The following is a 20,386-nucleotide window of genomic DNA, read 5'->3' as shown; positions in this document are numbered from 1 at the left end:
GCCTCGACGCGCGCGAGGTGGAGCGGCTGATGACCGTTTCTGCGGGCGCTGCGGGCGGACGGCATGGCGATCCTGTTCGTGTCCCACTTCATCGACCAGGTCTTCGCCATCGCCGACCGGATGACCGTGCTGCGCAACGGAAAGCTCGTCGGTGAGCACCTGACCTCGGAGATCACCCCGGTCGAGTTGGTGACTGAGATGATCGGCAAGGAGCTGGCGGCGCTGGACGAGGCGCCGCGGCAGTCCGAAGTGGACGGTCCGGTGCTGCTGGCCACCGACGGACTGGCCCGGGCCGGCGGCATCGAGCCGTTCTCGCTGACGATCCGGCGCGGCGAGGTGACCGGCCTGGCCGGTCTGCTCGGATCCGGCCGGACCGAGCTGGCCCGGCTGCTGTTCGGCGCCGACCACGCGGACGCCGGCAGCGTGGACATCGACGGCGAGCGGGTGCAGCTGCGATCGCCGCGGGCCGCGATGAGCCACGACATCGCCTTCTGCTCGGAGAACCGCAAGACCGAGGGCCTGATCGCCGACCTCACCATCCGCGAGAACATCGCGCTGGCGATGCAGGCCGGCCGGGGCTGGCTGCGGCCGATCTCCCGACGGCGCCAGCTGGAGCTGGCGGCCCGGTACATCGAGGCCCTCGACATCCGCCCGGCCGATCCCGAGGCCGTGGTGGGCACGCTGTCCGGCGGCAACCAGCAGAAGGTCCTGCTGGCCCGCTGGCTGGCCACCAAGCCGCGGCTGCTGATCCTGGACGAGCCCACCCGCGGCATCGACATCGGCGCCAAGGCCGAGATCCAGCGGCTGGTGGCGACACTGTCCGAGGACGGCACGGCGGTGCTGTTCGTGTCGGCCGAACTCGAGGAAGTGCTGCGGTTGAGCCATCACGTGGTGGTCCTGCGGGACCGCCGGGTCGTCGCCCAGCTGCCCAACCAGGGCCTGACGTCCGAACACATCATGGCGACCATCGCGGACGGAGGCCGGTCATGACCGGGCATCGCCTCTTCTGGCCCTCGGCGGCGCTGATCGCGCTGCTGCTGGGCAACCTCGTGGTCTCGCCGCGGTTCTTCGCCGTCGAGATCCGCGACGGCCACCTGTACGGAAACCTCATCGACATCCTGCGCAACGGCTCGCCGCTGATCCTGATCGCGGTGGGCATGACCCTGGTGATCGCCACCCGGGGCATCGACCTGTCGGTGGGCGCGGTCGTCGCGGTCAGCGGCGCGGTCGCCTGCGTGCAGCTGGCCGGCGCCAACGTGGTCGTCTCGGTGGCCCTCGCGCTCGGGCTGTGCCTCGTGCTGGGCGCCTGGAACGGTTGGCTGGTCGCGGGTCTGAAGATCCAGCCGATCGTGGCGACACTGATTCTCATGGTGGCCGGCCGAGGGCTGGCGCAGCTGATCACCGGGGGCCAGATCGTCACCGTGACCAACGGGCCGTTCCTGGCCATCGCCGGCGGCTACCTGCTGACGCTGCCGCTGTCCTTCCTGATCGCGATGGCGGTCTACGCGCTGACCTCGCTGATCGTGCGGCGGTCCGCGCTGGGCATGGTGCTGGAGTCGGTCGGCGGCAACCCGGAGGCGAGCCGCCTGTCCGGGCTGCGCTCCGGCCGGCTGATCTGGCTGTGCTACGTGTTCAGCGGTTTGTGCGCGGGCGTCGCCGGGCTGATCATCAGCTCCAACGTGACCGGGGCCGACGGCAACAACGCCGGGCTGTGGATCGAGCTGGACGCCATCCTGGCGGTCGTGATCGGCGGCACGCAGCTGACCGGCGGCCGGTTCTCGTTGGGCGGCACGGTGATCGGCGCGCTGCTCATCCAGACGCTGACCACGACCGTGTACGCGTTGGGTATTCCGTCCCAGGAAACGTTGCTGTTCAAGGCGGTCGTGGTCACGGTGGTGTGCCTGGTGCAGTCGCCGGCCTTCCGGGCCAAGCTGGCCGGACGCCGACGACGCCCTCGACCTACGGCCGTACAGACCCGATCCGACCAGGTGGAGGTGGCGTCATGACACCTCTTGTGTCAACCTCAAGATCAAAGTCAGGCCGCGATCTGGTGTTCGGCCTGGCGTCGGGCTGCGCCGTGCAGGATGGGGTCGTAGGGCGTGTTGTTTTGCCAGCAGCGCCACATGACGCGGATCCAGGCGCGGGCGAGGATGCGGGTGGCGTGGGGGTGGTCCTTTCCCTCGGCGCGGGCGCGGTTGTAGATGTCGGCGGCCCAGTCGCTGGAGAAGCGGCTGTTCGCCGCCCAGGTGGTGATCGCGGTGCGCAGCCGTTTGTTGCAGGCCCAGCGGAAGCTGACACCGCGTTGCTTGCCGGAGGCCTTGGTGACCGGGGTGATGCCGGCCAGCGCGGCGATGGCGTCGGGATGGCCGAACGCTTCGCGGGCGTCGCCCCACTCGGCGAGGATCTGTGCGGCGTTGATGGTGCCGGCGCGGGGGAAGGACCGGAAGATCTCCGCGTCGGGGTGGGTGTCCATCTGCTCGGCGATCGAGCGGTCCAGGTTCTTGATCGCGGTGTTGAGCGCGGTGAGTACGCCGACCTGAGCCAGGACCGCGTCACGGACGCCGTGGCAGGTAACGGGATCGGTCATGCCAGCCGGGGTGTCACGCAGACGGGCCAGCAGGACCGCGGCGGGTTTGCGGCCGGAGTAGCCCTGTTTGGCGCAGAACGCGGCCAGCTGTTTCTCGGTCAGGCGGGCGGCCGAGGCCGCGGTCGGGTAGCGGGTCAGGAAGGCCAGGGCGATCGCGGACTCGATGTCGGCGAAGATCGCTTTGGCGCCGGGCCAGTGCGCGTCGAGCAGCGCGCCGAGCTGGTTGATCGCGGCCACGCGCGCCTCGACGAGGTCAGTGCGGCTGCGCACGGTGGCCCGCAAGGCCTTGGTGTGGCTGGAGAACGGCGTCGCCGGCCGCAGCCGGTGGGCGCGGACTCGAAGGTAGTCGGCGATGACGTGGGCGTCGCCGGGGTCGGACTTGGCGCCGGAGAGCACCTCGGCTTCACGCCAGGTCTTGATCGCGTTCGGTTTGACCGGCACCACCGGATAGCCGGCTTCCAGCAGCGTGTCGACCAGGCGGCCGTCCGGGCGTTCGATCGCGACCGGCGCCCGCTCGCAGTCGGCGAGCTTGCCCAGCTTGCGGACCAGCTCGGCGAACCCGGCGGCGGTGTGGGCGATGGTGAACGCGGCGACTTTACGGCCGGTGGGATCGAGCACGCATACGGCGTGCTCGGCCGCCGCCCAGTCGATCCCGACGAAGAACAACGCGTCTGGCAGCGACAACCCCGTCGCCTTTCCGTTCGTGACTCGGGGCAGGCGCCAGGCGGAGGCGAGGGAACCGACAGCGGAGTGGTCACTAACCGGCGCTCTACGGCGCGTCCTCTTGTCATCGCTTCGCGGTTCCGGGGAAGCCGGGGGCGGCAGTGTCATGCAGGCCCTCGAAGGGCGACCACACTAGGCCGTCACCCCGGCTTCCGCCTGGTTCCTACCACACACGCCATGACGGCGTCTGCACGGAAGAGGGTGCACTAGTGACCGCGGTGACCATGCGCCTGCGGGCCTACCGGCCGCAGCGGCGTCATCTGCCGGTGCTGGCCGCCCTGGCGTTGCTGGTCGGCGCGTACGGCTTCGGCGCCGTCCGGTATCCGGCCTTCGGTTCCGGCCAGGTCGTCCTGGACATCTTCATCGACCACGCCTTCCTGCTGGTGGTCGCGGTCGGGGCGACGTTCGTGATCCTCACCGGCGGCATCGACCTTTCCGTCGGCTCGGTGGCGGCACTGTCCACCATGGCCTCGGCCGACCTGTTGCAGCACAAGGGCTGGCCGGCCTACGCGGTGCTGCCGACCGTGCTGGCGCTGGGCGCGCTGCTCGGCTTCCTGATGGGGCTGGTGATCCACTACTTCGAGATCCAGCCGTTCATCGTGACGCTGGCCGGCATGTTCCTGGCCCGGGGCCTGTGCTACACGATCAGCACCGAGTCCGTCACGATCACCGACGACACGTACACCACCATGGCCCAGACGCCGATCCCGCTCGGCGCCGGCCTGCACGTGTCGCCGAGCGTGGTGATCGCGCTGGTCGTGGTGGCGATCGCCGGGTACGTCCTGCACTTCACCCGGTTCGGCCGCACCGTGCACGCCGTCGGCGGCGGCGAGCGGTCGGCGCTGCTCATGGGTCTGAAGGTGGCCCGCACCAAGGTCGCCGTCTACACGATCAGCGGCCTGTGCTCGGCGCTCGGCGGCGTGCTGATGGCCTTCTACACGCTGTCGGCCGATCCGCTCGGCGGCGTGGGCATGGAGCTGGACGCCATCGCGGCGGTGGTCATCGGCGGCACGATCCTCACCGGCGGCTCCGGCTACGTGCTGGGAACCGTGCTGGGGGTGCTGGTGCTCGGCATCATCCAGACCCTGATCACCTTCGACGGCACGCTCAGCTCGTGGTGGACCCGGATCGTGATCGGCGTGCTGTTGTTCGTGTTCATCGCACTCCAGCGGTTGCTCGCCCGCACCCGCTGACCAGCCGACCTGAGGGAGGAAACAACGCTGTGGCCGGATTGTTAGCGCTAACGGAACCGCTCGTGGTCGGCGTGGACTTCGGCACGCTGTCCGGCCGGGCCGTGGTCGTGCGCGTGCGGGACGGCGCCGAGCTCGGCAGCGCGGTCTTCGAGTACCCGCACGCCGTCATCGAGCAGACGCTGCACGGGCGGCCACTGCCGCCGGACTGGGCGTTGCAGGTGCCGTCCGACTACGTCGACGTGCTGCGCGACGCCGTGCCGAACGCACTCCGGGCCGCCGGCGTGTCCGGCGACAACGTGATCGGCATCGGCACCGACTTCACCGCCTGCACCATGATTCCGGTGACCGAGGACGGAACTCCGCTGTGCGAGTTGGCCGAGTTCCGGTCCGAGCCGCACGCCTACGTCAAGCTGTGGAAGCACCACGCCGCGCAGGGCCAGGCCGACCGCATCACGGACCTGGCCCGCAGCCGCGGCGAGAAGTGGTTGCCCCGCTACGGCGGCCTGATCTCCTCGGAGTGGGAATTCGCCAAGGGCCTGCAGATACTGGAGGAAGCCCCCGAGGTCTACGCCGCGATGGCGCGGTTCGTCGAGGCGGCCGACTGGATCGTCTGGCAGCTCACCGGACACTACGTCCGCAACGCCTGCACCGCCGGCTACAAGGGAATCCACCAGGACGGCGCCTACCCGAGCGCCGACTACCTGCGCGAGCTCAACCCCGGCTTCGAACGCTTCGTCACCGACAAGCTGGCGCATCCGCTGGGGCAGTTGGGCGACGTGGCCGGCCGGCTCACGGCACAGGCCGCCGCGTGGACCGGGCTGCCGCCGGGCATCGCGGTCGCCGTCGGCAATGTCGACGCCCACGTGACCGCGCCCGCCGCGCAGGCCGTGGAGCCCGGGCAGCTGGTGGCGATCATGGGCACCTCCACCTGCCACGTGATGAACGGCGCCGAACTGCGTGCGGTGCCCGGCATGTGCGGAGTCGTCGAGGGCGGCATCGTGCCCGGCCTGTGGGGCTACGAGGCCGGGCAGAGCGGCGTCGGCGACATCTTCGGCTGGTTCGTCGAGCACGGCGTTCCGCCGGCCTACCACGACAAGGCCCGTGAGCTCGGCCTCTCCGTGCACCAGCTGCTCACCGGCCTGGCCGCCCAGCAGGAGGTCGGCGAGCACGGCCTGGTGGCGCTCGACTGGCACAGCGGCAACCGCTCGGTGCTGGTCGACCACGAGCTGTCCGGCCTGATCGTCGGGCAGACGCTCGCGACCCGCGCCGAGGACACCTACCGCGCGCTGCTGGAGGCGACCGCCTTCGGCACCCGGGTCATCGTCGACGCGTTCATCGACGCCCAGGTGCCGGTGACGGAGTTCGTCGTGGCCGGCGGCCTGCTCCGCAACCCGCTGCTGATGCAGATCTACGCCGACGTGCTGGACATGCCGCTGTCGGTGATCGCGTCGGAGAACGGGCCCGCGCTGGGGTCGGCGATCCACGCCGCCGTCGCCGCCGGGGCGTACCCGGACATCCGCGCGGCCGCCGCCGCCATGGGCTCGGTCGAGCGCGACGTGTACCGGCCGATCCCGGAGAACGTGCCCGTCTACGAGGAGCTCTTCGCCGAGTACCTGACCCTGCACGACCACTTCGGCCGTGGGGCCAACGAGGTCATGCGCCGGCTCAGGCGCCGCCGGCGGGACGCCAGGAAAGGACGAGACCAGTGACCTCTGCCCGCGCCGATGTGCGCGAGACCATCGCCCGGCTGCGCCGCACGGTCGCCGAACTGCACGGCGAGCTCACCCGCAACGGCCTGGTCAGCTGGACCGCCGGCAACGTGTCCGCGCGCGTGCCCGACCGGGACCTCATGGTGATCAAGCCGTCCGGGGTGTCCTACGACGAGCTCGGCGAGCACACGATGGTCGTCACCGACCTGTCGGGCGAGCTGGTCGAGGGGGACCTGGCGCCGTCCTCGGACACCGCGGCGCACGCCTACGTCTACCGGCACATGCCGGAAGTCGGCGGGGTGGTGCACACGCACTCCACGTACGCCACGGCGTGGGCGGCGCGGGGCGTGCCGATTCCGTGCGTGCTCACGATGATCGCCGACGAGTTCGGCGGCGAGATCCCGGTCGGCCCGTTCGCGCTGATCGGCGACGACTCCATCGGCCGGGGCATCGTGGACACGCTGCGGGCCAGCCGTTCACCGGCGGTGCTCATGCGCAACCACGGGCCGTTCACCGTCGGCAAGGACGCCCGCGCGGCGGTCAAGGCCGCGGTGCTGGTCGAGGACGTGGCCCGGACCGTCCACATCGCACACCAGCTCGGCGATGTCCTCGCGCTGGACCGCGAGGACATCGACCGCCTGCACCACCGCTACCAGAACGTCTACGGACAGCGTTGACCTCACAGGAGATTCCAGCCATGAGCGCCAGCAAGCCGAAGCTGTGGTTCCTCACCGGCAGCCAGCACCTGTACGGCGAGGACACGCTGCGCCAGGTCGCCGCCCAGTCCGAGCAGGTGCAGCAGCTGCTCACCGCGTCCGGCCGCATCCCGGCGGAGATCGTCGGCCAGCCGGTGCTCACCGACGCGGCCGCCATCCGCCGGGTCATGCTGGCGGCCAACGGGGACCCGGACTGCGTCGGTGTGATCGCGTGGATGCACACCTTCTCCCCGGCCAAGATGTGGATCACCGGGCTCGACGCGCTGCGCAAGCCGTTGCTGCACCTGCACACGCAGCTGCACCGGTCGCTGCCGTGGGCGAGCATCGACATGGACTTCATGAACCTCAACCAGGCCGCGCACGGCGACCGGGAGTTCGGCTTCGTGCAGACCAGGCTCGGTGTGGCCCGCAAGACCGTGGCCGGGCACGCCTCCGACGCCCGGCTGCTCGGCCGGGTCGAGGACTGGACCCGCGCGGCGATCGGCCTGGCCCGGATGAGGACGTTGCGGCTGGCCCGGTTCGGCGACAACATGCGCGACGTCGCCGTGACCGAGGGCGACAAGGTGGAGGCCGAGCTGCGCTTCGGCGTCTCGGTCAACACCTACGGCGTCAACGACCTGGTGTCCTCCGTGGACGCGGCGGCGGACAACGCCGTGGACGAGGTGGTGGCCGACTACGTTGCCTCCTATGCGCTGCGTCCGGAATTGGCGCCGGGCGGCGACCGGCACGAGTCCCTGCGGTACGCCGCGAGGATCGAGGTCGGGCTGCGGCAGTTCCTGACCGAGGGCGGCTTCGGCGCCTTCACCACCAACTTCGAGGACCTCGGCGGGCTGCGCCAGCTGCCGGGCATCGCCGTGCAGCGCCTGATGGCCGACGGCTACGGGTTCGGCGGCGAGGGCGACTGGAAGACCGCGACGCTGCTGGCCGCGATCAAGGCGATGGGCCGGGGGACCGGGCTCGGCTCGTCGTTCATGGAGGACTACACGTACCACTTCGGGCCGGGCGAGCCGAAGATCCTCGGCGCGCACATGCTGGAGGTCTGCCCGAGCATCGCCGCCGCGCGGCCGTCCTGCGAGATCCACCCGCTGGGCATCGGCGGGCGGGAGGATCTATAAAGTTCCGATCTTGAACCAGTCAGGGCTTGCAAACAAGCATGGTCTTGCGCAGGATGTCTCAGTTTTTGGGTAGTGCAAATTATTACGCAACAGATAACGCTTCCTGAAAAATTCAGCCATCAAGTGCGCGTCATAGCTTCAGGATGGCTTGTAGAGCTGGTGTTCGACGCGGCGACCGGCCCGGCCGTGGTGATCGGCCTCGTCGACCTGGGCGACCGCTTTCGGTTCGTGGCCAACGAGGTCGAGGTGGTGCCGCCCGACGAGCCGCTGCCGAGCCTGCCGGTGGCCCGCGCGGTGTGGCGGCCCTCGCCCTCGCTCGCGGAGTCCGCCGAGTCCTGGCTGACGGCCGGCGGCCCGCACCACACGGTGCTCACGCAGGCCGTCGGGGCGGAGGCGCTGCGGGACTTCGCGCACATGCTCAACACCGAACTGCTGGTGATCGACAAGAACACCGACGGCGCCGACTTCGGCGACCGCATCCGCTGGAACCAGGCCTACTACCGGCTGGCCCAGGGATTCTGACCGCTCGCACACTGACAGGAGTGCTCATGAAGTTCGCACGTTGGGCGACGGCCGGCGTCGCCCTCTGCATCGGCGCGGCACTGACCGCGTGCGGCTCGGCGGTCAAGACCGTCGACCAGGCCCCGGCCGCCGGGTCCAACGCCGGCGCGCTGGTCGGCGTGACCATGCCGACCAAGTCCTCCGAGCGCTGGATCCACGACGGCGACAACATCCGCAGCTCGCTGGAGAAGCTGGGCTACAAGGTCGACCTCCAGTACGCCGAGAACGACATCCCGACCCAGGCCAACCAGATCGAGAACCAGATCACCAAGGGCGCCAAGGCGTTGATCGTCGCCTCGATCGACGGCACCGCCCTGACCACGCAGCTGCAGGACGCCGCCGACCGGCACATCCCGGTCATCGCCTACGACCGCCTGATCCGCAACACGTCCACCGTGGACTACTACGCCACCTTCGACAACTTCAAGGTCGGCGTCGAGCAGGCCACCTCGCTGCTGACCGGGCTGAAGGTCAAGAAGGCCGACGGCTCGGACGACCCGAGCGTCAAGGGCCCGCTCGACATCGAGCTGTTCGCCGGCTCCCCGGACGACAACAACGCCACCTTCTTCTTCAACGGCGCGATGTCCGTGCTCAAGCCGTACCTGGACAAGGGCACGCTGGTGGTCCGCAGCGGCCAGACCGACTTCGCCACCTGCGCCATCCTGCGCTGGGATCCGGCCACCGCGCAGAAGCGCATGGAGGACCTGCTCACCAAGACCTACAACGGCGGCGCCAAGGTGGCCGGCGTGCTCTCGCCCTACGACGGGCTGTCCATCGGCATCCTGTCCGCGTTGAAGAGCAACGGCTACGGCACCGCGGGCCAGCCCTACCCGGTCGTCACCGGCCAGGACGCCGAGGTCGCGTCGGTGAAGTCCATCGTCGCCGGCGAGCAGTACTCCACGGTCTTCAAGGACACCCGGCAGCTGGCCAAGACCGCGGTGGACATGGCGCAGGCGGTGCTGACCGGGGCCAAGCCGCAGGTCAACAACACCAAGGACTACGACAACGGCAAGAAGGTCGTGCCGTCGTTCCTGCTCCAGCCGGTGATCGTGACCAAGGACAACTTCCAGAAGGAGCTGGTGGACTCCGGCTACTACACCGCGGGCGAGCTGAAGTAGCGGCCATGACCGAGTTCATCCTGACCATGGCCGGGATCGGCAAGTCGTTCCCGGGCGTGCGCGCGCTGGCCGACGTGAGCCTGTCCGTGCGCCACGGGGAGATCCATGCGATCTGCGGTGAGAACGGCGCCGGCAAGTCGACCCTGATGAAGGTGCTGTCCGGCGTGTACCCGCACGGCTCGTACGACGGCGAGATCACCTTCGACGGGCAGCGCTGCGAGTTCGGCGGGATCCGCGACAGCGAGCGCCGCGGCATCGTGATCATCCACCAGGAGCTCGCGCTGTGCCCGCAGCTGTCGGTCGCGGAGAACATCTTCCTTGGCAACGAGCAGGCGTCCGGCGGCCTGATCGACTGGAACCGCACCAACCAGCGGGCCGGCGAGCTGCTGGACCGGGTGGGGTTGCGGGAGTCGGCCGTCACGCCGGTCGGCGAGCTCGGCGTCGGCAAGCAGCAGCTGGTGGAGATCGCCAAGGCACTGTCCAAAAAGGTCAGACTGCTGATACTGGACGAGCCGACCGCGGCGCTGGGCGCGGACGATTCCGCGCACCTGCTGGATCTGCTGCGTGGCCTGCGCGCGGACGGGGTGACCTCGGTGATCGTCTCGCACAAGCTCAACGAGATCATGGCGATCGCGGACTCGATCACCGTCCTGCGCGACGGCCGGACCATCGAGACGCTGGACGTGGCCGCCGACACCGTGACCGAGGACCGGATCATCGCCGGCATGGTCGGGCGGGACCTGGAGCACCGTTTCCCGCCGCACGAGCCGAAGATCGGCGCGGAGGCGCTGCGCATCGAGGACTGGACGGTGCACAGCCCGACGCGGCCCGACCATGCGGTGGTGGACCGGGCCAATCTCGTGTTGCGGCGCGGGGAGATCGTCGGCCTGGCCGGGCTGATGGGCGCCGGCCGCACGGAGCTGGCCATGAGCGTGTTCGGCCGGTCCTACGGCCGGGACATCTCCGGCCGCCTGGTCAAGGACGGCCGGCCGATCGAGGTCCGCTCGGTGCGGGAGGCGATCGCCAACGGCATCGCCTACGTGACCGAGGACCGCAAGCGCTACGGGCTCAACCTCATCGAGGACGTCAAGCGCAACATCTCCGCGGTGGGCCTGTCCCGGCTGGCCCGCCGCGGCTGGGTCAACGAGAACGAGGAATTCCAGATCGCCGGCCGGTTCCGCGCCAGCATGAACATCAAGGTGCCCACCGTGAACACCCTGACGGGCACGCTGTCCGGCGGCAACCAGCAGAAGGTCGTGCTGTCCAAGTGGATCTTCACGGATCCGGACGTGCTGATTCTGGACGAGCCGACCCGCGGCATCGACGTCGGCGCCAAGTACGAGATCTACTCGATCATCAACCGGCTGGCCGACGAGGGCAAGGCCGTGCTGGTCATCTCCTCGGAGCTGCCCGAGCTGCTCGGCCTGTGCGACCGGATCTACACGCTGGCCGCCGGCCGGATCACCGGCGAGGTGAGCCGGGAGCAGGCCACCCAGGAGCGGCTGATGCGGCACATGACCAGGAACCAGGAGCAGAACCCATGAGCGGCACCGCGTCCCCGGCCACCGAGCAGATCTCCGGCACGCTGCCGCGGCCCCGCGAGCCGCGCCGGTTCTCGTTCAACCCGAGGCAGAGCGGCATCTACGTGGCGTTCGCGCTGATCGTCGTGCTGTTCTCGGTGCTGACCGGCGGCACGATGCTGCAGCCGGAGAACATCTCCAACATCATCGTGCAGAACTCGTACGTGCTGATCCTGGCCATCGGCATGATCCTGATCATCATCGCCGGCCACATCGACCTGTCCGCGGGCTCGGTGGTCGCCGTGACCGGCGCGGTGTCGGCGGTGCTGATGGTCAACCTGGACATCCCGTGGCTGCCGGCGCTGCTGATCACGCTGGTGGTCGGCGGGCTGATCGGCGCGTGGCAGGGCTACTGGGTCGCGTACTTCGGCATCCCGGCGTTCATCGTGACGCTGGCCGGCATGCTGGTCTTCCGCGCGCTGACCCTGACCGTGCTGGGCAACCAGGGCATCGGGCCGTTCCCGGACCCGATCCGCACGCTGTCCAACGGCTTCACCGACGGCTACCTGGGCAACATCGGCCTCGGCCCGCTGGGCGGGGCCGACCTGGTGAGCCTGCTGGTGGGCGTGCTGGTCGTGGCCGGGATCGCGGTGTCGCAGTGGCGGGCCCGCCGGGGGCGGCTCCAGTACCTGCAAGCGGTCGATCCGCTGCCGGTGTTCCTGCTCAAGACCGGTGGCGCCGGTGTCGTGGTCCTCGCCGTTGTCGTGCAGTTGGCGCGGTTCAAGAACATTCCCTGGGTGCTGGTGCTGCTCGCCGCGCTCGTGCTGTTCTACTCGGCGCTGACCACGCGCGCGGTGTTCGGCCGCCGAATCTACGCCATCGGCGGCAACCTCCAGGCCGCGACGCTGTCCGGCGTCAAGGTGAAGTCCGTGGTGTTCTGGATCTTCGTCAACATGGGCGTGCTGTCGGCGCTGGCCGGCGTGATCTTCGCCGGCCGGCTCAACCAGGCCGGTCCGACCGCGGGCACTTCGTTCGAGCTGGACGCCATCGCCGCCGCCTTCATCGGCGGCGCCGCCGTCCAGGGCGGTGTGGGCAAGGTGGTCGGCGCCATCACCGGCGGCCTGATCATGGCCGTCATCAACAACGGCATGTCGCTGATCGGCGCGCCGAGCGAGCAGGTGATGCTGGTGAAGGGTCTGGTGCTGCTCGCCGCGGTGGCCTACGACATCTGGACCAAGCGCCGCGGCGCCGCGGCCCGCTGAGAGACGGAGCCGGGACTGGCCTTCGTCGGCCGGCCCCGGCTTTCTGTCAGCGCCTAGCCCTGGTACCCCGAGCAGACGATGCGGATGGTGTCGATCCGGTCGTCCCGCGCGGTGTAGTAGGCCTGCTGCTCGACCATGCGGTCGGCGTCGGCGCTGCGCACGCGGAACCGGTAGCCGACCTCGTGGCAGTCGCCGACCTGGCCGGTGTTGACCGCGCACAGCTCGATGTCGCCCTGGTGCACGCCGAACCAGGGGCCGAGGATGATCTTGTCGACGACCTCGTCGGCGTCGGTGGACGTCCAGTGCCGCCCCGGGGTGAGCGCCTCGAACGCCACGGAGTCGGCCAGCACCGCGCGCAGGGCGCCGGCGTCGCGCGCGGCGATGGCCCGCGCGAACAGTTCGCCTTGAGTGGTCATGGCGATGGTTCCTTTCGGTAGCCGAACGAGGAACGCCGAGGTGCGGCTCCTCCAGCAGGTTTCCGTCGGCTACGAGCCTCGCCTGTCCCGGGGGCCGGTCGCATGGGGCGCTCGCCCCATCTTCGACGGGAGCTAGGCCGGGAAGGCGCCGGTGAGGCCGTGTTCCAGCGCGAAGAGGCCGGCACCGGTGCGGTTGGAGACGCCGATCTTGGCGTAGATGTGCTCCACGTGGTTGCGGACGGTCTTCTCGCTGATGGACAGCAGGCGATGTCCCGGTTGGACCGGCCGGCGGCCACCAGGCGTAGGACCTCGACCTCGCGGCCGGTCAACCCGGCGGGGAAGGCCCTGCGCTGTCGGACCGGGTGACCGGCGGCTCGCAGCACCGCCTCGACGGCCTGAGCGTCCAATCTGGACTCTCGGGCCTGACACCGCAGGATTTCGGCCGCCTTGTCGGGACTGTGGGGGCCTCGGTGCGGCCGCACCTCGGTCAGCGCGTGGTAGGTGTCGGCCGCCCCGAGCAGCCGCGACAGCGGGGCCAGCGCGGCGCCGGCCGCGCCCAGCGGATAGCCCGAGCCGTCCAGGCGTTCGTGGTGGGCGGCGGCGATCGTGGCGACCTGCTCCAGGCCCGGGACCCGACGCAGGATGCGGCCGGTCAGGTACGGGTGCAGCCGCACCCGCTCCCATTCCGCCTCAGACAACGGACCGGGCTTCTCCCAGAGCGTGTTGGGCACGCCCATGCGGCCGAGGTCGTGCACGAGCGCGGCCCGCCGCACCAGGCGTATGTCCGATTCGGACAGACCGCAGCCGCGCGCCGCCTCCGCCGCCAGCTCGGCCACGCCACGGGAGTGCCCGATCGTGAAGGGGCACTTGAGATCCGCGAAGTCGCCGATCGCAATCAGCAGGTCGTCCAGCTCTTGTTCGTTCAGCGTCCTGTCGCTGTCCGGGGCCTGCCGCAGCGCGGCCGTCCACACGTCGTCGTCGAGCAGACCCTGAAGGTCGGTGGATTCGAACGCCTCCACCACCGTGGGGTCGAAGTGACTGCCGCTGCGGGCCTTCGCCATCGACACGGCGGCGTCCGTGCCGTCCTGCCGCAGGAACACCTCCGCGACCTCGGCGAGATGCACCACCCGCATCTCGATCGGGATGTCGTCGCCGGCGCGGCCGCTGGGCAGGCCCGAGCCGTCATATCGCTCGAACGTGAAGACCAGCGCGTCGCGGACGGGATCGCCCAGCCCCAGCCGGTCGGCCAGCCGCGAGGCGGAGGCGCAGTGCGAGTGGATCAGGTCGGACAGGCGGCCCTTGGCGTTGACGAAGAACGCCGCCGCCTTCAGGCCTCGGTCCAGCGGGCCCTCGCCCTGGCCCACGTGGGTGGCGAGCAGCCGCAGGAACGGCAGTCCCTGCCAGTTCACCTGGTAGGAGTCGGCGCGGAACGCGATGTCGTCACCGAACAAACGGGACAACTCGTGCGAATCGGCATGACAGCCGATCCAGGCCACCAGGTTCGCGTAGAACGCCGTGCCCCGTTGGGTGTCGTCCAGGCCGAGGCGGTCGGCCAGGCGGGTGGCGATGAGCGCGGAGCGCAGCATGTGCTCCATCGGCTGGCCCAGGCCGATGTCGATGGCCAGCGACAGCGCCGCCAGCACCTCGGCCCGGCGAGGACCGGACATCGCCACCGCCTCTCTCCCGGTATCAGCGTGCCACCGGTGGTGACCTGCGCCAACAGGGAAAGGCCGTGATCACCCCGCTACTTTCCGTAACGAGGTGATCGGCACGGGGTCAGCCGGCGGGACAGGCCGGGGCGGTCGCGAGCTCGTGGGCGACGGCGGCGATGTTGACGTCCATCAGGGTCGGCAGTGAGGCGACGTTCGGGTAGTTCGGGTACCTGTTGTCGATCTCGGCCTTCACCGACGCCAACTCCTCGGGCGTGACCGTCGCGCCGCCGGGGGAGTCGGCCGCGGCCGCCGGCGCCACGAAGGCCCGGAAGTCCCGGATGTACTGCGCCTGCTTGGCAATCAGGCTCGGCGACCCAGGTGCGCCGTGCCCCGGATACAGCGTCCGGGCGTACGGGAAACGGGCGCGCAGCCGGTCGAGGTCCGCCAGCCAGCCACAGCTGTGCTCTTCCAGCAGCGCCGGGGTCATGTGGTTCGACACGACGTCTCCGGGGAAGAGCTTGTGGCTCAACGGTTCGTAGAACGCGGTCGCGGCGTCGGTCTCGCCGGGGCCGAACTCGGCGGTCTCCAGCCGCAGGCCGCCGATGGTGATCGGCTGGTTCGGCGTGATCACGTGGTCCGGCACGGTCATCACAGCAGGATAGTCGGCCCCGTCGATCTGCCGGGTCAGCGCGTAGAAGCCCTTCGAGTCGGTCCGGATCTCCGTGGTGGTCGCGGCCGTCGCGTACATCGGCGCGTGCGGGAATGCCTTGTGCAGCACGCCGAGTCCGCCGACGTGGTCGGGGTGCGCGTGCGTGATGACGATCCCCGCCACGGGACGGCCGGTGGCGCGCAGTCCTTTGACTATCTTGCAGGCCTCGGACAGCGTGCGGCCCGAGTCGATCACGATGAGACCGAGCGGCGCGGAGATCCACTGCACGTTGACCGAGCCGGGATTCGGCGACGCGTCCCGGCCCACGTCAAACGGCCGGGCCGAAGCGGGAGTGGCCGTCAGCAGCAGGAGAACGAGCGCGAGGATCAGCTTTTTCACTGGAACCGCCCCACATTGGCGACGGCCCAGTCCGCGAACGTGCGCGGTGGGCGGCCGGTGACCTCGGTGACCGTCGGATAAACCGTTGCCTCGTCGAGGATTCCGTCGGAGTAGAAGCCGAAGAACGCGTCGACGTACTCGGCCGGCATCTGCTGCAGCATCTCGGCCCGGGCCTCGTCGTCGGGCTGGGCCTCGTAGCGCAGGTCCCGTCCCAGGGCCTGGCCGAGGATGCGCACGCGATCGCCCGGCCGGAGCGCTTCCGGCCCGGTCACTGGGTATTCGCGGCCCTCGTGTTCCGCCGACACCAGTGCTTTTACCGCGACGGCCGCGATGTCGGCCGGGTCGATGACCGCCGACGGCACGTCCGCCCACGGCGCCCGCACCACGCCGGCCTTGATCTGCGCCGTCCACTGGAACGCGTTGGTCATGAACATGCGTGGCCGCACCATCGTCCAGGCAAGGCCGGACACCCGCAGCGCGTCCTCGGTCTCGATCATGTAGCGCGCGACGGCATTGCCGCGGTCGCCGGTCTCGGCCGAGCCGCCGGACAGCAGCACGACCCGCCGCACCCCGGCCTTCTCCGCCTCGGCGAAGATGTCCGGCGAGTAGCCGCTGAGCAGGAACACCGCGCTGGCGCCGGTCAGTGCCGGGCCCAGCGTCGACGGCTCCGTCAGGTCGGCGGCCACCGCCGTGGCGCCGGCCGGAACCCTTGCCTTCGCCGGATCCCGCGTCAGAGCGGTCACGGCTTCGCCCACATCGACCAGTTGGCGAACTATTTCTCGGCCCACGTTGCCGGTCCCCCCGGCCACAACGATCATGCGCCCATGCTAGCCCCGGGCATTCGGCGCGGATGGTCGTTTGCCGGATCGCCGACATGGCAACGTGGCCGGCCTCCTCTGCTGTCAGGACGTTGTCGGCTCAGGTTGTCGGCGACACGTTGTGGTTGATCCGGAACATGTTGGCAGGGTCGTAGGCCTTCTTGACGGCCACGAGCCGCGCGTAGCGTTCCGGGCCGTAGATCGCGGCGGCGTCGACGGCCTCCTCCGGGGCGAGGTTGTTGACCAGCCGGCGGTCGCTCTGCCAGGGCGCCATGCCGTCGAGCAGGGCGGCGACGGACTGCTTGAGTTGGTGCTGCTGCGAAAGCGGTCCGACCTCGACGCCCAGAAGGCTGTACGGCAGGCCCCTGGTCGCCACGGCGTTGGGCACGGCGGGCTCGCGATCCCACGCCCCGCCCAGGGCCCGCAGCTCGGCGATCCACATGGTGGTGTCGGAGCCGGGGCCGACGAGTTCGATCAGCTTGTCCTGTGCCTGCTCGGGGAATTCCCGCAGCATGATGCCCCGTTCGTAATAGGGCAGCGGCTCGGTCGGCTCGTCGTGGATGGATGCGACCTCGCTGTACGGCATGTCGCGCACGGTGTCCATGATTGCCGGCGCTATCGCCCGCAGCGGTGCGATCAACCGCTCGCCGTCCTCGGCCGGGCCGCTGAAAGCGAATCGCACTGTCACGGCGAACACGCCACGCAGCGGCTCGGGCAGTTCGGGCAACGGCGGCAGTCGCAATGCGGCGAACGACGAGACCATGGTTTCCGGCGTGTCCGGGAGCCAGGCGGTCCAGGCGTGCAGCACGTCGGCCATTCGGTCGCCGGGGAAATAGAGGCCGCCACCATAGACGCGGGGCACCGGGAAGAGATCGAATTCGAGCGCGGTCACCACGCCGAAGTTGCCCTTGCCGCCCCGCAGCGCCCAGAACAGCTCGGGTTCGGACGTGGCGTCGACGTGCCGCAGCTCGCGTCGCGGTCACCACCTCCAGCGAGCGCACGTGGTCGGCGGCGTAGCCGTGGACGCAGAAGAGGGTCGGGCTGAGGCCGCCGCCCAAGGTGTAGCCGGAGACCCCGACCGTGGGATTCGAGCCGTTGAGCGGGGCCAGGCCGAAACAAAAAACGCCGCCGCGACGACCTCGCCCCGCGGCGCCCCGGCGCCGACGCGGGCGGTGTGGTCGACCGCGTCGATGACCACGGCGTTCATCCGGTGGGTCGCGATCACGACGGCGCCCCGGGCCGTGCCGACCATCTGGTGGCCGGTGGTCTTCACCAGTACCGGCCGTCGCCGGGCCGCCGCGAACGCGACCGCCGCCTGGACGTCCGCCGCGTTTTCTGCGACCACGATCACCGCGGGCGTCAGCTCGTGATTCAGATTGAAGACGGCCCGCTCATTGTCATATCCCTCGTCGCCCGGCAGCAGAACCTGACCCGCCACAACGGCAGCGAGTGAAGCGGCATCATTGGGCGACACAGATGAATCGTCGAATGTCACACTTCCCAGGCAACGTGACCGACGGCTGTCCCGCAAGCCGGGTCGGCCGGTCGGGCAGCCGCCATTGCCCGGGGGAGATGTGAACGAAGTGAGTCAACCTCTTATCGGGACATGAATTCGCCAGATGGAGACATGTTCAGCGCTGTTGGAGGAACCAGCGGGCCAGCTCGGTGCGGGTGCTCAGGCCGGTCTTGGCGAGGATTCTCCGGACGTGGCTTTCCACGGTGCGTTCGGACAGCACAAGCAGGTCCGCGATGGCCCGGTTGGTGAGCGCCTGAGCGACCAGATCGGTGATCTCCTGCTCCCGGGGCGTCAGCGGGTTTTCGGCGTTGGCCCCGGCCGAGGCCAGGAATGCGTCCGCGGCCCGCCTCAGGCCGGGCATGTCCAGCCGCCGCGCGTCGGCCGCGGCGGCGCGGGCCAGCTCGACGGCCCGGCGGCGATCGCCGGTCAGCTCCAGCGCACGGGCCAGTCCCAGGCGACCTAGCGCGACATACGGCGCCGCGCCGAGCTGGGCGTCGATCCGTACCCGCCTCGAAATGCCGCACGGGGCGGCCGGCTCGTCGCAGCCGAGGTCCAGCTCGCCCAGCATGCGGGCGGCGGAACCCTCGTACGACACGGTTCCCGCTCCCATCACGTCCGACTCGTCGCACAGCCCGGACAGCACCTCGCGGACCGCCCGGCACCCGGCCTGGTCGCCGAATTCGACGGCCAGACCGGGCAGATAGGCCAGCGCCGCGGAGGCCAGACCCCGACTCAGCGTGGACACGGCGTGAACGAGCGGCCCGGCCAGCGCCAGCGCCTCGTCCCGCCGACCGGCCAACAGCACTGCGGACGCGAGAGCGGCCTGCGCGACCGGCGGATAGGAACGCATCTCCGCCAGGTGGTCCGCCCAACCGGGGGCAAGATCGGTGGGGTCGCCGCGCAGCAGCGCGAGGCCGATCGACTGGGCGAGCTCGGTGAACTGCACGGACCTGTCGGCCCAGTCCGCGGCGACGTCGGCGGCCTGGACGCGCAGCCGGCGGTTGGCGGCGAAATCCCCGTACAGCGCGGCCAGCGATGCCTGACGGCGCAACACATGCCACCGCACCAGGGGCAGTCCGGTCCGGTCGGCCAGCGCCGACATCGCGCCGACCTCCCGGGCCACGCCCGCCGGGTCCGCCCGGTGCACGGCGGCGTCCGAAAGCCAGATGTGGGCCCACAACCGGGCCATCGGCCGACCGGCCGGCTCGGCCAGCTCGATCGCCCGCCGCCCGAGCGCGCCCATCTCCTCGTTGAACCGCGGCCGCCACTCGACTCCGGCCCGGGCCCTGATCGCGTCCAGCTCGGCGTTCGGGTCGCCGCTGGCCATCGCCAGCTCCAGCGCGCTGCGCGACCGGCGGGACGCCTCGTCGTTCTCTTCGAGCTCGAACAGCACACACGCCAGCTGCGCCTCGACCCTGGCCCGCAGCGCGGCCGGCGCGTCGGCGCCGAGCAGGCGGAGCGCGCGGCGGCACAGGTCCTCAAGCCGGCGATTGACCTCGGGATGCCCGACGCCCTGGACGATGATCGCGGCGCGGCCCACGACCTCGCCACGGCCGGTCCGCTCGCCGTCTTCCGCCGCTTGCTCGCAGGTCTGGGCGCTCTGTCCGATGTGGCCGGCGAGGTACTGCACCCTGGCCAGGTCGAGTAGCAGTTCGGCCCGGTCCGGCGCGCCGGCGTCGAGTGCCAGGCGCCATAGGACGCCGACTGCTCGTAGGCGCCGGCCGCTCGTGCCGCCTCCGCCGCGCGGATCGCCCACGGGATCGCGTTGCCGGGTTCGCCCGCGCGATGCCAGTGCTCGGCCACCGCACCGGCCCGCTCGTCGCGGCCGACCGCCAGCGGTTCCAGCAGCTCCGCGGCCGCCCGGTGCAGCGACGCCCGCCGTGACGGCGACAGCGAGGCGTACGCCGCGTCGCGGACCAGCACGTGAGCGAACCGGACCCGGTCACCGGGCGCGATCTCCACCAACCCGGCCGGCACGGCGGGGAGGAAGCGTTCGAGCGCGGCGCTCGGCGAGTCGACCCCGATCAGCCGCGCCACCACGTCAGGTTCCGTGTCGGGCCCGAGCACCGTCAGCGCCTCGACCGCTGCTGCGGCCTCCCCGCCGGCGGCCTGCATCGCTGCCGTCACGAGATGCCGCACGCGGGCGCCGCACCGGCGGCGTCCTCCCAGGCCGCCCCGCTGCGCAGCGTGTCCGCCGCCGCACGGGCCAGAGTCCTGAGATAGAGCGGATTGCCGCCCGACAACTCCGCCGCCCGCCGCACCACGGCCGTGTCGGCGCCGTCGACGGCGGTCGACAACAGCAGGGCGGACTCGCTCGGCGACAGCGGGCCGAGGCCGACCACCTCGGCCGCACGGTGTGTGCACAGGCCGGCCCCGTCCCGGTGCACGCCGACGACCAGCAACGGGAGCCGGCGAACCTCGGCGGCGACGCG

Annotated in this window: 17 protein-coding genes and 3 pseudogenes; 10 read left to right on the top strand and 10 right to left on the bottom strand. The window is 70.4% G+C overall.

The annotated features are described in order from the left end of the window. The first annotated feature begins 63 nt into the window (after window positions 1-63). Both KUTG_RS01405 and KUTG_RS01400 read left to right on the top strand, forming a co-directional pair. Entirely contained in the window at window positions 64-990 is a 927-nt protein-coding gene (locus KUTG_RS01405; RefSeq protein ID WP_369794416.1) for an ATP-binding cassette domain-containing protein, read from the top strand. Next, window positions 987-2,006 carry an ABC transporter permease gene (locus KUTG_RS01400; RefSeq protein ID WP_043714339.1) on the top strand — a complete coding sequence of 340 codons (1,020 nt, stop codon included), beginning with the start codon at window positions 987-989 and terminating at the stop codon, window positions 2,004-2,006. The genes KUTG_RS01405 and KUTG_RS01400 overlap by 4 nt, the downstream gene beginning before the upstream one ends. Before the next feature lie 29 nt (window positions 2,007-2,035). Here KUTG_RS01400 and KUTG_RS01395 read toward each other — a convergent pair whose 3' ends face one another. After that, window positions 2,036-3,271 carry an IS110 family RNA-guided transposase gene (locus KUTG_RS01395; protein WP_043714337.1) on the bottom strand — a complete coding sequence of 412 codons (1,236 nt, stop codon included), beginning with the start codon at window positions 3,269-3,271 and terminating at the stop codon, window positions 2,036-2,038. 263 nt (window positions 3,272-3,534) lie between these two features. Here KUTG_RS01395 and yjfF point away from each other — a divergent pair, with 263 nt between their 5' ends. The 8 genes and pseudogenes from yjfF to mmsB all read left to right on the top strand — a co-directional run bounded on the left by yjfF (window position 3,535) and on the right by mmsB (window position 12,504). After that, the gene (yjfF, locus tag KUTG_RS01390; protein WP_043727875.1) at window positions 3,535-4,503 is read left to right on the top strand and encodes a galactofuranose ABC transporter, permease protein YjfF; all 969 of its coding nucleotides are present in this window, start codon (window positions 3,535-3,537) and stop codon (window positions 4,501-4,503) included. 29 nt (window positions 4,504-4,532) lie between these two features. Further along, window positions 4,533-6,212 carry a ribulokinase gene (araB, locus tag KUTG_RS01385; protein ID WP_232240589.1) on the top strand — a complete coding sequence of 560 codons (1,680 nt, stop codon included), beginning with the start codon at window positions 4,533-4,535 and terminating at the stop codon, window positions 6,210-6,212. Next, on the top strand, window positions 6,209-6,889 hold the full coding sequence (locus tag KUTG_RS01380) for an L-ribulose-5-phosphate 4-epimerase (protein ID WP_043714335.1): 681 nt from the start codon (window positions 6,209-6,211) through the stop codon (window positions 6,887-6,889). Before araB ends, KUTG_RS01380 begins: the two co-directional genes overlap by 4 nt. 20 nt (window positions 6,890-6,909) lie before the next feature. After that, window positions 6,910-8,037, top strand: a pseudogene (locus tag KUTG_RS01375) (L-arabinose isomerase); the annotation flags it as partial. Between the two features lie 162 nt (window positions 8,038-8,199). After that, window positions 8,200-8,565: pseudogene (locus KUTG_RS55230) on the top strand (L-arabinose isomerase); the annotation flags it as partial. 26 nt (window positions 8,566-8,591) lie between these two features. Next, window positions 8,592-9,722, top strand: a complete 1,131-nt coding sequence (chvE, locus tag KUTG_RS01370; protein WP_043714332.1) for a multiple monosaccharide ABC transporter substrate-binding protein — start codon at window positions 8,592-8,594, stop codon at window positions 9,720-9,722. A 5-nt stretch (window positions 9,723-9,727) separates the two neighbouring features. Then, window positions 9,728-11,266 carry a multiple monosaccharide ABC transporter ATP-binding protein gene (gene mmsA / locus KUTG_RS01365; RefSeq protein ID WP_043714330.1) on the top strand — a complete coding sequence of 513 codons (1,539 nt, stop codon included), beginning with the start codon at window positions 9,728-9,730 and terminating at the stop codon, window positions 11,264-11,266. Then, complete coding sequence (mmsB, locus tag KUTG_RS01360; RefSeq protein ID WP_084578764.1) at window positions 11,263-12,504, top strand: multiple monosaccharide ABC transporter permease; 1,242 nt, start codon at window positions 11,263-11,265, stop codon at window positions 12,502-12,504. Before mmsA ends, mmsB begins: the two co-directional genes overlap by 4 nt. Before the next feature lie 53 nt (window positions 12,505-12,557). On the opposite strand, the gene KUTG_RS01355 is transcribed toward mmsB, so the two are convergent. The 9 genes and pseudogenes from KUTG_RS01355 to KUTG_RS01325 form a co-directional block, all read right to left on the bottom strand. After that, window positions 12,558-12,920, bottom strand: coding sequence for a hypothetical protein (locus tag KUTG_RS01355; protein ID WP_043714328.1), 363 nt, complete (start codon window positions 12,918-12,920; stop codon window positions 12,558-12,560). A gap of 132 nt (window positions 12,921-13,052) precedes the next feature. Beyond that, complete coding sequence (locus KUTG_RS65640; RefSeq protein ID WP_304413680.1) at window positions 13,053-13,148, bottom strand: hypothetical protein; 96 nt, start codon at window positions 13,146-13,148, stop codon at window positions 13,053-13,055. A 230-nt stretch (window positions 13,149-13,378) separates the two neighbouring features. Further along, window positions 13,379-14,506, bottom strand: a pseudogene (locus tag KUTG_RS01350) (HD-GYP domain-containing protein); the annotation flags it as partial. 190 nt (window positions 14,507-14,696) lie between these two features. After that, the gene (locus KUTG_RS01345; protein WP_198046951.1) at window positions 14,697-15,620 is read right to left on the bottom strand and encodes an MBL fold metallo-hydrolase; all 924 of its coding nucleotides are present in this window, start codon (window positions 15,618-15,620) and stop codon (window positions 14,697-14,699) included. Beyond that, window positions 15,617-16,438, bottom strand: coding sequence for an NAD(P)H-binding protein (locus KUTG_RS01340; RefSeq protein ID WP_043714326.1), 822 nt, complete (start codon window positions 16,436-16,438; stop codon window positions 15,617-15,619). Before KUTG_RS01340 ends, KUTG_RS01345 begins: the two co-directional genes overlap by 4 nt. A gap of 100 nt (window positions 16,439-16,538) precedes the next feature. Then, entirely contained in the window at window positions 16,539-17,330 is a 792-nt protein-coding gene (locus tag KUTG_RS62965) for a BBE domain-containing protein (protein ID WP_232240588.1), read from the bottom strand. An 87-nt stretch (window positions 17,331-17,417) separates the two neighbouring features. After that, window positions 17,418-17,783, bottom strand: a complete 366-nt coding sequence (locus KUTG_RS62960) for an FAD-binding protein (protein ID WP_232241403.1) — start codon at window positions 17,781-17,783, stop codon at window positions 17,418-17,420. A 286-nt stretch (window positions 17,784-18,069) separates the two neighbouring features. After that, complete coding sequence (locus tag KUTG_RS01330) at window positions 18,070-19,710, bottom strand: helix-turn-helix transcriptional regulator (protein ID WP_043714323.1); 1,641 nt, start codon at window positions 19,708-19,710, stop codon at window positions 18,070-18,072. 367 nt (window positions 19,711-20,077) lie between these two features. After that, a partial coding sequence (locus KUTG_RS01325) for a hypothetical protein (protein ID WP_043714322.1) occupies window positions 20,078-20,386 on the bottom strand: 309 nt, incomplete at its 5' end.

It is taken from the genome of Kutzneria sp. 744 (genome assembly GCF_000568255.1).
In the GTDB taxonomy this organism is placed as follows: Bacteria; Actinomycetota; Actinomycetes; order Mycobacteriales; family Pseudonocardiaceae; genus Kutzneria.
The sequence above is the reverse complement of the archived record's forward strand: the minus strand, read 5'-3'. Positions and strand labels throughout refer to the sequence as shown.

What these genes read in the sequence shown, in the direction of transcription:
- KUTG_RS01405 (WP_369794416.1), top strand. Translation starts at nt 64, where the DNA reads ATGGCGATCCTGTTCGTGTCCCACTTCATCGACCAGGTCTTCGCCATC.
- KUTG_RS01400 (WP_043714339.1), top strand. Translation starts at nt 987, where the DNA reads ATGACCGGGCATCGCCTCTTCTGGCCCTCGGCGGCGCTGATCGCGCTG.
- yjfF (WP_043727875.1), top strand. Translation starts at nt 3,535, where the DNA reads ATGCGCCTGCGGGCCTACCGGCCGCAGCGGCGTCATCTGCCGGTGCTG.
- chvE (WP_043714332.1), top strand. Translation starts at nt 8,592, where the DNA reads ATGAAGTTCGCACGTTGGGCGACGGCCGGCGTCGCCCTCTGCATCGGC.
- mmsA (WP_043714330.1), top strand. Translation starts at nt 9,728, where the DNA reads ATGACCGAGTTCATCCTGACCATGGCCGGGATCGGCAAGTCGTTCCCG.
- mmsB (WP_084578764.1), top strand. Translation starts at nt 11,263, where the DNA reads ATGAGCGGCACCGCGTCCCCGGCCACCGAGCAGATCTCCGGCACGCTG.
- KUTG_RS01355 (WP_043714328.1), bottom strand. Translation starts at nt 12,920, where the DNA reads ATGACCACTCAAGGCGAACTGTTCGCGCGGGCCATCGCCGCGCGCGAC.
- KUTG_RS01340 (WP_043714326.1), bottom strand. Translation starts at nt 16,438, where the DNA reads ATGATCGTTGTGGCCGGGGGGACCGGCAACGTGGGCCGAGAAATAGTT.